Origin of the sequence: Acidovorax sp. Leaf73 (assembly GCF_916855635.1) — a bacterium.
GTDB lineage: Bacteria > Pseudomonadota > Gammaproteobacteria > Burkholderiales > Burkholderiaceae_C > Acidovorax > Acidovorax facilis.
In genome coordinates this window covers 968640-981100 of record NZ_CAKASI010000001.1, presented here as the reverse complement: position 1 = coordinate 981100, position 12461 = coordinate 968640, and the positions used below count along the sequence as shown (strand labels likewise).

At 61.4% G+C, this 12461-nt stretch carries 9 protein-coding genes; 2 read left to right on the top strand and 7 right to left on the bottom strand.

Annotated features, from left to right (window positions below):
• Positions 1-119 precede the first annotated feature (119 nt).
• From LPA35_RS04580 to LPA35_RS04570, 3 genes are read right to left on the bottom strand one after another with little or no spacing between them, the layout of a single operon-like run.
• Positions 120-809 carry a glycosyltransferase family 2 protein gene (locus tag LPA35_RS04580; RefSeq protein ID WP_228895342.1) on the bottom strand — a complete coding sequence of 230 codons (690 nt, stop codon included), beginning with the start codon at positions 807-809 and terminating at the stop codon, positions 120-122.
• Complete coding sequence (locus tag LPA35_RS04575) at positions 806-1720, bottom strand: UbiA family prenyltransferase (RefSeq protein ID WP_228895340.1); 915 nt, start codon at positions 1718-1720, stop codon at positions 806-808. Before LPA35_RS04575 ends, LPA35_RS04580 begins: the two co-directional genes overlap by 4 nt.
• Complete coding sequence (locus LPA35_RS04570; RefSeq protein ID WP_228895338.1) at positions 1717-5328, bottom strand: glycosyltransferase family 39 protein; 3612 nt, start codon at positions 5326-5328, stop codon at positions 1717-1719. Before LPA35_RS04570 ends, LPA35_RS04575 begins: the two co-directional genes overlap by 4 nt.
• 595 nt (positions 5329-5923) lie before the next feature.
• Here LPA35_RS04570 and LPA35_RS04565 point away from each other — a divergent pair.
• Positions 5924-6133: a hypothetical protein gene (locus LPA35_RS04565; RefSeq protein WP_055401919.1), complete on the top strand. Its 210-nt coding sequence runs from the start codon at positions 5924-5926 to the stop codon at positions 6131-6133.
• A gap of 123 nt (positions 6134-6256) precedes the next feature.
• Complete coding sequence (locus tag LPA35_RS04560) at positions 6257-6607, top strand: RNA-binding protein (RefSeq protein ID WP_055401895.1); 351 nt, start codon at positions 6257-6259, stop codon at positions 6605-6607.
• 323 nt (positions 6608-6930) lie between these two features.
• On the opposite strand, the gene LPA35_RS04555 is transcribed toward LPA35_RS04560, so the two are convergent.
• The 4 genes from LPA35_RS04555 to LPA35_RS04540 all read right to left on the bottom strand — a co-directional run bounded on the left by LPA35_RS04555 (position 6931) and on the right by LPA35_RS04540 (position 12416).
• Entirely contained in the window at positions 6931-8553 is a 1623-nt protein-coding gene (locus tag LPA35_RS04555; protein ID WP_228895337.1) for a sensor domain-containing diguanylate cyclase, read from the bottom strand.
• A gap of 309 nt (positions 8554-8862) precedes the next feature.
• A complete protein-coding gene (locus tag LPA35_RS04550; protein WP_370641366.1) occupies positions 8863-11001 on the bottom strand; it encodes a TonB-dependent receptor domain-containing protein in 2139 nt (712 codons plus the stop codon).
• A 280-nt stretch (positions 11002-11281) separates the two neighbouring features.
• Complete coding sequence (locus LPA35_RS04545) at positions 11282-11764, bottom strand: hypothetical protein (protein ID WP_228895335.1); 483 nt, start codon at positions 11762-11764, stop codon at positions 11282-11284.
• Positions 11765-11810: 46 nt separating this feature from the next.
• Entirely contained in the window at positions 11811-12416 is a 606-nt protein-coding gene (locus tag LPA35_RS04540) for a DUF3299 domain-containing protein (RefSeq protein ID WP_121420164.1), read from the bottom strand.
• Positions 12417-12461 lie beyond the last annotated feature (45 nt).

The window sequence follows — 12461 nt, the reverse complement described above, 5'->3', positions numbered from 1 at the left end:
CCCTTTTCGGGAGGTGCTTGCTGATGAGGACACGTATTGCCGCGAGACAACAAGGGTTTATGGAAAGTAGGCTCATCCTGTCGGGTGCGAAGCGCTGATGTCCATATTGGCAAATAAAATTATCGAAAAATATTATATTTTATTATGCAGTAGAGGGCTCTGACCCCGTCTTTCCAGCCGATTTTCTTGCCGTCTTCGTAAGTTCTTCCAAAATAGGAAATGCCCACCTCATAGATGCGGCAATTCAATTTTGAAACCTTGGCTACAATCTCCGGCTCAAATCCAAAACGATTTTCTTCAATGCGAATGGATTGAATTATTTCTCGCCGGAATGCCTTGTAGCAGGACTCCATGTCCGTCAGATTTAAATTGGTGAATACATTGGAGGCCAACGTCAAGAACCCATTGCCCACGCGATGCCAGAAGTACAAGACGCGGTGGCAATTGCCACCAATGAAACGCGAACTGAACACTACATCGGCCCTGTTGGATAAAATAGGCTCTATTAAAATGGGATATTCATCGGGGTTGTATTCAAGATCGGCATCCTGAATGATGATGATATCTCCGGTGGCATGTTGGATGCCAGACCTGAGTGCCGCCCCCTTGCCCTGATTGGTTTCATGAAATACCAGCCTATCAATCTTGCCAGCCAACTCATTCGCAAGTATCTCTCTGGTTCCATCTGTTGAAAAATCATCGACAACAATGATTTCTTTCTGCGGATAAGGCGCTGAACGCACTGCGTCCACAATAGACCGGATGGTTTGCTTTTCATTGAAGCAAGGAATGACAATCGTCAGCTTCATGGAAGAAGGTATATCCATTTTTGCGCCAATAGTACGGAAACAATCATGACAACGCCCATGCCCGCATATAGCGCACGATAGCGCGCCTGCAGACTGCGTACACTCTCAAATGTCAGTCCTTCCCGCATCGCCTGGAGCATCCAGTAAAAATGCAGCGGATAGATCAACGCAACAAACATGGCCAGCACTTGCGGCACCGTTCCTCTCAGCGCCAGCAGGACCAACAGGGCGTCGGCCAGCGTGAAAAGCACAAAACTAGCGATGAAGCTCCGCTTTTTGCCGAACTTCACTGCATTGGTTTGAATCCCGTTGCTTAGGTCGGCCTCGCAATCGCGAACCTCCTGCGTCAGGTGGCCCGCGCTGAAAATAGTGGCAAAGAACAAGCCGATCTGCAGGCCATTCATGTCGGGGCTTCTGAATACTGAATAGCCCAGCAAAAAATGCAGCAACCCGCTGGCAACATGGAGCAGTGTGTTCGCAAGCGGGATGCCCTTCAGGTAAACATGCGGGATGGAGTAGAGCGCGCCTGCCACTGCGATCGACAGCGCAATAGCCAGCGTTGCCGCGTTCAGCTGGCTGAGCGTCATGAGGCTCAGCGCCAGCAGAATCAGCAACAAGGCCCCGATCTCATTGCGCCGAATGCCGCGATTGATAAAAACCCCTGCGGCCCTGGTTGGGTCCCGAAGGTCCTGGTGCACTCCGGACCAATCGTTGAGCATGAAAATGTGGGCCACCAAAAAGGCGTTTCCTGCCATCAACAGCAACAGCATCGCGGCGCTCTGATATGTGAAGTGGCCCATGGCAAAGACGGCGCCCAGCAAAGGCGCGCCCTGAAGCACCAGAACCTCGTCGAATCGAATGCACGACAACAGGCGCAGAACCCGCCGGGCTCCCTGGGGACGATCCATCATGGTGTTTTCGGGGCAGTCCGCCTGCCATCGGCTGCAGAGCTGCCGGTGTTGTTGTCAAGGCCGTTGCCGTTGTCGGCCAGAAGGCCCAGTCGCGCGCTTTCCAGGTACAGCCGCAGCCAGAGCGCATAGCCCACATCTTCCGACCAGTAGAACCTGCGCACCGAGGCGGTGAGATCGTTGTGGTACAGCAAGGGCGGGTTCAACTTCACGGCGAAGAAGTCATTTTTTGACAGCTCTTGAAGCAGATGGATGATCTGGGTCGGCTCGGGCACCCTGCCCTTGCCGCCCTGGAGCCGCTGCAACATGTCGCTGGCGCGCAGCCAGATTTCCTGCCCTGGCAGGGCTGTTTGCGAACGCGAGGGCGGCAACTGCACATCGCAGCCCACAGCTTTCATGTCGGCCAGGCGCAAGACGGGTACCAGCGGTGCCCTGCGGTAGTAAACCCACACGCGGTCCTGGTCGATGGCTTGGCGAAGCGCGCCGCACAACATCTGGGCCGCTGGTGGGTCGGCCTGCGCCAGCCACATCAGCACATGCATCTGGATTGCCACGTCGGTAGGGTTCGGGTCGGAGCCTGGGTCGATGCACCGGTACTCATTGCGCTGGCCCAGCCAGGTGTTGTACAGGCCTTCGGCGGTACGGTACTGCATCAGCGCCGTCAGGGCCGCTGGCCGCAGTGCATCTGCACCGGGGGCCAGTCTCCACACCAGGGCGGTGTCGTCGGCATCGGGTGTGATGGGGCACAGCCCATGCGTGGTCATGGCGGCGCCATCCGGCCGGCCGTGGTAGCGCACGAGCCCACTGGCCTCGATCTGGCTGCGCAGATGGGTCCGGGCCCGGTCCAGGCTTCCCCCCAGCCCCACGGTGCCTGGTCTTGAACCGAGAACGTCCACCATCATCGAAGTGACGTAGGTATTCATTTCCAGCTTCGGCTTCTCAAAACGCTCTTCGCTGGTGTACGCAGTGAGCCAGTAGCCATCGACCTGTTGCCGGCGGCTGATCAAACCCACAGCCTTGCGGGCGCTGTGCGCAAGCTCGCCATGGCGGGTGGGGTTGGGGGCTGGGTCCGCTTTGTCGGGCAAAGCTGGCCGCATCACGCCTGCGGTGGCTGCAGGTGCGGCAACCGGCCCTGGTTCGATGCGTATCTCGTGCAGGCCCATGACCAGATTGCGGGTATCGCCATTGGGCAGTGGCTTGATGGTGGCGGTATCCACCGCGAAGAAGCTGATGACGTTCCGCCCCACATGGAGGCGGGTGCGCGCCACCACCGAAGCCCTCCCGCGGAAGGTGTACTCGCCTTCCGCCGCAGGGACGCCGTCCTGCAGCACCATGACCCTCCGGTCGGGCGCAGTCAGGCCGTGCCCCGGGGATACCTCGAACCGGAGGTCCACGTCGTGGTCCTCGCGCGACCAGAGTGCGAACTCGATGCCCTCGGCATGCCCCTGCCCCATCCACAGGAAACCGCCCTCTCTGCCACCCAGGTTTTCAACAGGCCATGGCGTCTCCAGCAAGGCGGGATCGATGCCCACCTTGGTTTTGAGACTGTCGGCGACCCTGATCAAAGGTGAACCCGGCGGGACGGCCGTCGTCTGGAATGGCCTTTCGTTGGCCAATGTGGTGCCGCTCACTTCGAACAGACGCATGTGGGGTGTGTTGAGGGGGATGGACTTCAGTCCGGCCTGGGCGCTGAGCCACTTCACCATTTCGCGGGTATCGACGGTTGGAAACCACTCGAAGAACACCTGCTTGTCGTCCTGGATCAAGACGTGGGTGGCTTTTTCGGATGCGATCATCCGGCCCATTCTTTCTGGGTCAAAAGGCCCCGTGCCCCAGGGAATCACTGCGTTGGAATAACGGGTTTCCGGCGAGAAGAGCGAATAGTCGCGGGCGTCCTGGTGCCCCACAAAAAGCACGCGGGAACCAGCCGGCAGCATGGATCCGACAATTTCTTCAAATGGCTCATTGATCAGCTTTTCCGAGGCGGGAGCTGCGATGGCCTGTACAGCGTCGTAAGCCAGAGCCCTCATCGGCTGGTATGCGGCATACGTGACCACCATCGCAATGAGCGCCTGGGCAAATTTCTTTCTGGAGAGGTACGGCGCAACCAGCGCAATGCCAACGGGCAGCAGCAATGCATACGGGCCAATGAGAAATCGCGCAGGAACGTCGGACTGGGCCATCCACCGCGCGCCAAACAGGATTGCGCACAGCAATGGAATTGCCAACAGCGTTTGTGCCGACACCGCCGTCAGCCTCACGTGCGGCCAGGTCGCGACCAGGTTGCGAACCAGAAGGTACACGGTGATCAGCAACATGGGAATCCACAGCAACCCCCACAACGAAAACCGTGTGGAGTGCTCTGGCAGCGAGTACACGAAACTCCCCGGCCACGCGCCCTTGTTTTCGCCCGCCAAGGGTGCGCCAGCGCCAATGGAATAAATGAATTGGTTGGCGGCACTGCTGAAACGGGACCGCGTTTCGCTCGAAGCCGGAACGTCCGGCAGTTCCAGGAGCAAAAATACAAAACGCACCGCGTGGGTATAGATCACTTGCGGAGTGATGTCGGCCTGCACCACGCGCCGCACCTCCTGTGGCCCCAAGGGGTGGTGGTAGAGCGCCGTGTTGAATGCCAGGGGAACAAGCAGCGAACTCAAAACACCCGCACACACCCATCCTGCAGCCAGTGCCTTGAACCGCGCAATGCATGAAAACGGACTCGGCGCCCACCACACGATCAGCAGCAAGCTAGGAATCATCGACACTGGAAACGACCGGACATTGATGCTCAGTACCGTGAATGTCCCCAGGAAGAAATATTGGGCCTTCGATGCATCAGGCTGCGTGCAAATGGAAACCACCCAATAGGCAATACCCAGCAGGGTGACGATGGACCAGATTTCAGGCTTGAGCCCCACTGCACTGGATGCAACAAGAGGCGTAGAGACCAGAATCAACACGCCCACCAGAGCCACTGTCTGGCTCAATTTGAGTGCCCGCAATAAATAATATTGACCGATGGCTGCCAATGGAAACGCCAGCCAAAACACAATGCGGCCCATAGCTTCAGTTTTGGTGAACAGCACCGGCCACAGGAAGAATAACTCGCTCCCGAACGGAATCATCGTCTGTCGGATATTGTGCGTGTCAAACGGGAATACCGATTGATTTTGAATCCAGTAGATAACCCGCGAGGCGTGGTACATCCTGTCATCAAAGTTCTGGAGAGGCGCTACGGCCTGCCCTACCAATGACATCCAGAGGACTCCGCAAATCGCCATCAGCGTTATCACTCCCCACTGCGATAATCCCCGCGCGAACGCTGCAAGCTTTGTGCGCTGCGCACTCCATATCCCCAGAAAGCCCCGAAGCGTGGGCCACCCCATTTCGCGTGTCAACCGCAAAGTGGCAATGCAAAAAAGCAGCTGGACCAGCATCCACGCAGCCGGATTCAATGCGTGAACCAACGATGTCAGGCTTGCAATTGCACCCACCTGCAGCATTGTGCTGGCGATGAAAATCCAGAAACTATCGGCAGAAGAATTGGCAAAGCGTGAAGCCCATCGCTGTGAGGACCAGACGATCAACAACAAGGAAATGGAGAAAATCATTGATTTATAAAATATTCACATCAATTCACATTGGCAACACAAACATCAATTAATTTTGTTGATTTTCTATCACAAGTTGTTACTTGTGCAAATATACCATGCAGCTCACTAGAAGCCATTTTCTGGGGGTGAATCGCTCGGCACGCGTACTCTAAAAGCCAAGCGGTCCTGGGGAAACAAGCCTGTACGCGGCAGGCAAAAGTCACCCCCTTGCTCGGCCTGATCCACAGCATGAGCAGAGTTGCGGCCCTTGCTGGGGCCTGATCGAGGGCCGAGCAACCGAAGGGATGGGGCCGTGTGGGGCGCCGACGCAATCCAGCAAGAGCGCCTTTTAAAACCAAAAATAATATTAAACTGTAGATACATGCAAATTGCTGTATACTCCGTGTCGTTGCAGTCACGGCTCTTGACGCGTGCAGTCACCGCAACGCCTGCTCAGGGTGGCAATCCGCCCCAGGCAAGCCGCCTTTTGCAACCTTTGTGGTTGCCCATTGGGTCTGTAGAGCTGCAGCCCACTGCGTCCCTTGATGCTCACGCAGGTCGATTTCCACGCCTGCGATCCTGATTGATCCAGATTTCACAGACCGCCATTTCCATGGGCAAGTACGTCGTTTCGCCCACGACACACCCGACCGACTGCGGCCGCTTCCGCGCCTCCTTCTCGGTCCATCGTTCTCAGGGCAACGGCAGCTATTGCCGCGTGTTCCGTTTTGACAAAGCCTTTGCCTCGCGCGAAGCCGCCCGGCTCTTTGCAGTCACCCAGGGCTGGCTGCAAACGTGCATGCCGCACCCCCCAACGTGCTGAAGACCTGATCTGCGACCTGCAGATCCCATCCACCCATCTCAGTTGCTGCGGACACTCGATCCGCACAGCTGCATCCCAACGGTACGCCCTTCGTTGCGCACCACATTTCAGAAAGGCTCATCCATGAGCAGCAAAATCTACGTGGGCAACCTGCCCTACTCCGTGACCGATTCCACCCTGGAAAGCAACTTTTCCGAATTCGGCCGGGTCTCTTCTGCCAAGGTCATGATGGACCGCGAAACCGGCCGCTCCAAGGGCTTCGGCTTTGTGGAAATGGCCTCCGCCGAAGTCGCCCAGGCCGCCATCAGCGCCCTGCATGGCATGTCTGTTGACGGCCGCTCGATCGTCGTGAACCTGGCCCGCCCCCGTGAAGAGGGTGGCGGCGCCGGTGGCTACAAGGCCGGCGGCTACAGTGCGAGCACACGCTCGGACGTTGGCTACGGCACGGGTGGATTCGGCGGCGGTCGTTACTGATCCAGGCAACCCTCTGTGAAAAACCGGTTCTGAGGAGCCGGTTTTTTTTTCGCCTCGCATCCATAGGATACGCAGGGTTTCAGTTGCTATCAATACAGTAGCTGCTTGCGCTTGATGGCTAAGCGCACAAGTCCGAAAACATGTTCGATTGCCAGCATCCAATGGAGGCATCAGGCATCAGGCATCAGGCATCAGGCAGCAATCACCCCCTGGTCCCAGGCAAAAGCGCACTGGAAGCACCCCAGCGAAACCACCGAAAACCAGAAGGGGACGAGGAAGGCAAGCCATGCGACAGCCTCGCAGGCAATTGCCCCTGGCACGCCTTACTGAAACACGCAAACGCCCAATGACTGACTTTTGGCCCGGTACATGGCGGTGTCTGCAGCGCGCAGGTAGTCGTCGACCGTCGCCAGCCTGGATGCGCTGCTGGCCAATCCGATGCTCGCACCACTGATCACGGTGTGCCTGCCAATGACGTAAGGTACCTCCAGGGCGGCGGCAATCTGCTCCGCGCGTTGGCGGGCTTCAGCGGGATCGATGGACTCCAACAGCACATTGAACTCGTCGCCACCCATGCGGGCGACCAGATCGACAGCCCGCACGCAGGATTCGAGCCGCCGCGCCACCTGTTGCAAGAGCTGGTCGCCCACATGGTGCCCGTAGCTGTCATTGACGGCCTTGAACCCGTTGAGATCCAGCAGCAGCACGGCGAACATCGTGGCTCCATCGCGTATCGGAACGCCACCTCCATTCACCACCTCGTTCTGGTGCAGCGCGATGAGTTGCGCGAGGCGATCGCGGAACAACGGCCGGCCGGGCAAGTTGGTCAGCGCATCGTAGGAACTGCCACGCTCGGCCAGATCGCTCAACGATCCCGCCATGCGCACGGGAACACCCTCTTCGAACTCGGCGAGCCCGCGCCAATTGACCCACACCAGCCGCCCTGCTCCGTGGAACGCGCGGAAGTCCACCGAAAAGTTCGGGCTGTTTCCCGACAGGTGCCTGCGGTAGGCCTCCTGCACGCGCTCGCGATCCTCGGTATCGATGAGCTGCTCCAAAAAGCGCCAGCCTCCGTCATGCACAAGATCGGCGCTACCCAGTCCGACGATCTGGAGAAAACGCCCGGACACATGCAGCGCGTCCGTTCGCAAGTCCCAGTACCAGATGCCGTCATTGGATCCCCGCGTCGCCAGCGAATAGCGGTTTTCGGAGCGCAACAACTCGAGTTCGGTGTTCTTCTGCTGGGTCACGTCGATCATCAGGCCGATCATGCGGTTCGGCCGCCCCGGCTCGACCACCGCGCGGCACAGATCGCGCACCCACACGACCTTGCCGGACTTGGCAATCAGCCGATAGCTCATCTCGTAGGCATGGCTGTGCGTGGCGTTGTAAGCGGCATCGTCGATGCGCAGGGCCTCCTCCAGATCGTCGGGGTGTACATGCGCCCGCCAGAAGCCCGGGTCAGCCCGCCACTCCTCCACGGAGTAACCGAACAAGCGCTCGACCTGCGGGCTCAGGAAGGTATTGCCCACGCCGATTTCAGCTTCCCACACCACGCCATCAATGGTTTCCAGCAAGCGCAGAAAGCGCTGGCGAACTTCCACCAGCACCTGCTCGGTGACCTCGGTGATCTCGATCAGGACACCCTGGCGGCTGATCACCCGGTCCGCCACATCCGTCGCCGGGTGGAACTGCAGACGCACCCAGCGATAGTCCGCGTCGGCAAAACGCAAGCGGAACACCGGCATGCCCGAGCGCATGGTGCCGATGTCGTCGGGATGCACGAACTCCAGCAAAGACCTGCCAAGCGCCGCCGCCACCGAATGGCCGGTGAGCTTGTGCCACGCCGGGTTCAGATAGATGATCTCCCACAGCGCATCGGTTTGCACCACCGCCTCAGGAAGCAGTTGCAACAGGTTTGCGGACGGCGTGGGAGTGGTGGGCATGCAGGGCTATTGCAAATGGGTCAGATTCATGCACGGCCGCGCCGAACAAGTCCTTCGCGCGTCGCGCAACCCTGCGTTGGGCGGCCTGCTGCGGAGCCAATCCCATTTCCGAATCGGGTGCGCGCCATCACCGGGACAGAGGCAGCGTCGCCTTGACGGATCGAAAAATCAACCACGTCAAAGCGAGTATGGCATGCATCCAAGTCACCTTTGGACTCGGTGGTTTGGGTGGTTTGGGGCCGCCAGATGTGCGAGCCAGCAACGCCGTCCTCCGCCGCTGGCTCGCTCACATCACGACGGCTTCACCCGTCAGAACGCCACCTTCACCCCCACCGTCAGATTGCGGCCCATCAACGGCGCGGCATTCTTGATGAACGAGGTGTGCGCATACGCCAGGCGGTCCGTCAGGTTGTTCGCCTTCAGGTACACCTGCCACGGCGCGCCGCTGCTGAACTGGCCGTTGTAGCTGACACCCAGGTTCAGCATGCCGTAGCCGGGGGTGGCGCTTTCAAACTCGGCCACGCGGTTCTGGCGGGCCACCTGGACCCATTCGACCTGGCCTTCCCACGCTTGCCAGTTGGCGTCCAGGCGGATGCCCGCGCGGGTGGCGGGGATGCGGGGAAGTCGCCCGCCGCCTGAGTCGAGCGTGGCGCGCACGGTGTCGCCGAACAGCGTGATGCCCAGGTTGCGGTTCAGGCGCTGGCGCACCTGGCCTTCGATGCCGGTGAAGGTGGCGTCGGCCTGGCTGTATTGCAGCAGTTGCAGGCCATCGACTTCATCGAGCGTGCGGCCGTAGATGTAGTTGTTGATGCGGTTGCGGAAGATACTGACGCCAAAGGTGGTGTCGCCGCTGGTCTTCTTCAGGCTCACGTCGATGTTCTGCGAGATCTCGGACTTCAGGTCGGCGTTGCCGCGTTCATACGTGCTGGTGGCCATGTGCAGGCCCTTGGCATACAGCTCTTCGGCCGAAGGGGCGCGGCTGGCGCGGGTGAACGAGGTGCCGACCTGGTAGCCGGGCGTGAACTTCCACACCGCGCCCAGCGATGCGGAGGTGCCGTTGTGGCTGCGCTCGATGCCGCTCGTTTGCGCTTCGGCCGTCTGGCGGTCGTGGCGCAGGGCGGCTTCGAAGCGCCAGTCGCCCAGGCGGTATTCCTCCAGCGCGAAGAAGCCCAGCTTGCGGGTGATGGTGGGCTCCACGTAGGCCTCTTCGCCGTCGGCGCTGAACTTTCGCTGCGAGGTCTGCAGGCCGATCAGGCCCTTGAAGCCTGCAATGGGCTCGTGCTGCAGCTCGATGCGGGTGTCGTAGGCCTTGTTCTTGAAGGTGGTGCTGATGGCGCCGTCTTCGACTTCGTCGTGCACGTAATCCGTCACGCCCGCGCGCAGGCGCAAGGCCGAGACGCCGGCGAAGGGGTTGCGCAGCTCGCCGCGGATGTCGAAGCGTTCGCTGCGCAGGTCCACCACAGGCACGTCGCCATGTTCTTCGGCGCCGTGGTCGTGGCCGTCTTCCTCCTCTTCGTGGGCGCCGCAGTGTAGGTGGTCGCCGTGCGTGTGGCAGCCTTCAAAGCTGTGGTTGTGGCCCGGCAGGCCGTATTTGGCGGTCTGGCGGGTGTAGGCGGCGCCCAGGTAGCCGCGCTCGCCCACCCACGACAGGCCCACGCTGCCGGTGTCGGTGCGGTTGAAGCTGCCCAGCACCTTGCGGGTGGGTTCGCCCTCGGGCGCCCAGCCCTTGCCCACGCGGTAGTCGCCCGCATCGCGCGCCACGCCTTCCACATGCACGGCCAGGTTGCCAGCGCCGCCGGTCAGCGAGAAGGCTCCTGCTTTTTCACGCGCGCCGGAGTTGGCGCGCAGCTCGGCGCTGCCCTCGTAGCCCTTTTGCGGGACAGCCGTGGGGATCTTGCCGTCGAGCACATTGACCACGCCGCCCACGGCGCCGTTGCCGTAGACCAGGGCCGAGGGGCCGCGCAGCACTTCGATCTGTGTGGCCAGCAGTGGCTCGGATACCACGGCGTGGTCGGGGCTGATGGTGGAGGCGTCGTGCAGCTCGGCGCCGTCGCTCAGCACCTTGACGCGCGGGCCGTCCATGCCGCGGATGATGGGGCGGCTGGCACCGGCGCCGAAGTGGCTGCTGGTGATGCCGGGCTCGCTGTTCAGCGTTTCGCCCAGGGTGGCCTCACGGCGGCGCACGAGTTCGTCGCCTTCCAGCACGGTGACCGGCGTGGTCATCTCATTGGCGCCCAGTTGCAGGCCGCTGGCCGAGACGGTGACGGCGGGCAGGCTGGCGGGGGCCGCAGCGCTGTTATCGGCAGGTGCTGCCACCGGCGCGGCTTGCGCGTGCGCCACGCCGGTGCCCGTCAGCGCCAGCATGGCGGCCAGGGCCACGGGGTGGAGGGTGGGACGGGCGCGAAGAACAGCAACGGGGCGGCGAGGTTGGGATGTGGTGTGGGTCATGGTGCGGTGTGGCAACGGGTGCTTGAGCGTTTGCGGGTACGCATGCGCAGGGGCGTGGGACATGACCGGTGATGGCGGGGCCGGCACGCAGATACATGGCTTCCACGCCCTGGGCATGAAAATTTGACTAAAAATGGCCGCCAGCGCTTGTCTATCAAGCGCGAGCAGCTATGAAATCAGGAGTAAATGGGCAAAGCGCGGTAGCGCAGCCCTGCAAGGCCGGGCAAGGTGTTGGCGGCCCTGCCCGCGATGCGGTGGGCGCGTAGGCGATTTGCTGCGGTCAGGCCGTGGGCGGGCCACGCGCCTGGAACAGCGCAACGTGCGGGGCCGTAGAGCGCCCGGCATGTTGTACCGGCGATGCCTGCGCGGGCACCAGGGTGGGCAGCGCCGAGGGGGCGCTGTGCAGTGCATCGCCCAACGCAAGCTGGTCGAGCAAAAGGCAGTCCACGGCCGCGTGGGGGACCAGGAGCAGTGATAGCAGCCCGTGGGTGTGGTCTGCCTCGGTGGACGGGGCCGCGTCCTCATCCGCTGCCAGCGAAGCGGCTGCGAGCCTGTGGTGTGCGTCGGCTTGTTGCGCAGCTTGCACCGCGTGGCCGGCACGCATCTGCTCCAGCGCCCCCGCATGCTCCACTTGGTGCAGGCGCCCCAGCGTGGGCACCACCACCAGCGCCAGCAGCAGCCACGCCAGGGCGGCCTGCGCGGGCAGTTGCTGGCGCAGGCGGCGCCACAGGGCGGCCAGTGGGGTTGGAAACAACGGGGTCACAAGAGGAACAAGGAAGGCAGCGGGATCGGGGAAAAAGGCGGAGGAATTACTTCACGGGCACCGCGTCCACCACGCGGTAGTACAGGCCATATTGGTCGTTGGGGAGCACGGTGAACTTGCCCTCCACCACCACCGGTTCCAGCGAATAGCGCACGGGAGTCTTGGCCTTGACCTCGACCATGCTCTCTGGCCCGCCCGGCGTGCAGAACGAGCAGGTCATTGGCACGGAGGTAAGTAGAAAGTGGGTCTGCGTGGGCTTGGCATCCAGCGGCACCATGAAGCCCTGGATGCGCTGCGTGGTCTTGTCCATGCCCTTTTGCGCGTCGTTGAACACGGGCAGGATGCCGTCCTTGGTGGTCTTTTTGGTCAGGTCGGTCAGCACGGACCACGGCACCACGTCATTGCGCTGGGGCAGCGGCGCAATGGGGCTGTTGGGGCTGTGGTAGCCCGCCCCGCTGCCCGACGCAACGCCCGATGGCATGGCGGTGCCCGCGCCCGCAGGCAAAGGAGACGAGAGCGCGGGTGCGGTGGTGGGCGCGGCACCGGGCGTTTTTCCGGTCGCGCGTTCAAATTCCCCCGGCGCTGGTTTGCCCGTGGGCGCAGCGGTCGGCGACTGTGCGAGTACGGCCCCAGTCCAGGCCAGCACCACCATCGCACAGGCGCGCCGGGCAGTGCGGGTGCGGCTGGCTCCGGCATC

Bases quoted from the DNA above. Each gene is read 5' to 3' on its own strand.
- LPA35_RS04580 (WP_228895342.1), bottom strand. From the start codon at position 809: ATGAAGCTGACGATTGTCATTCCTTGCTTCAATGAAAAGCAAACCATC.
- LPA35_RS04575 (WP_228895340.1), bottom strand. From the start codon at position 1,720: ATGATGGATCGTCCCCAGGGAGCCCGGCGGGTTCTGCGCCTGTTGTCG.
- LPA35_RS04570 (WP_228895338.1), bottom strand. From the start codon at position 5,328: ATGATTTTCTCCATTTCCTTGTTGTTGATCGTCTGGTCCTCACAGCGA.
- LPA35_RS04565 (WP_055401919.1), top strand. From the start codon at position 5,924: ATGGGCAAGTACGTCGTTTCGCCCACGACACACCCGACCGACTGCGGC.
- LPA35_RS04560 (WP_055401895.1), top strand. From the start codon at position 6,257: ATGAGCAGCAAAATCTACGTGGGCAACCTGCCCTACTCCGTGACCGAT.
- LPA35_RS04555 (WP_228895337.1), bottom strand. From the start codon at position 8,553: ATGCCCACCACTCCCACGCCGTCCGCAAACCTGTTGCAACTGCTTCCT.
- LPA35_RS04550 (WP_370641366.1), bottom strand. From the start codon at position 11,001: ATGACCCACACCACATCCCAACCTCGCCGCCCCGTTGCTGTTCTTCGC.
- LPA35_RS04540 (WP_121420164.1), bottom strand. From the start codon at position 12,416: ATGGTGGTGCTGGCCTGGACTGGGGCCGTACTCGCACAGTCGCCGACC.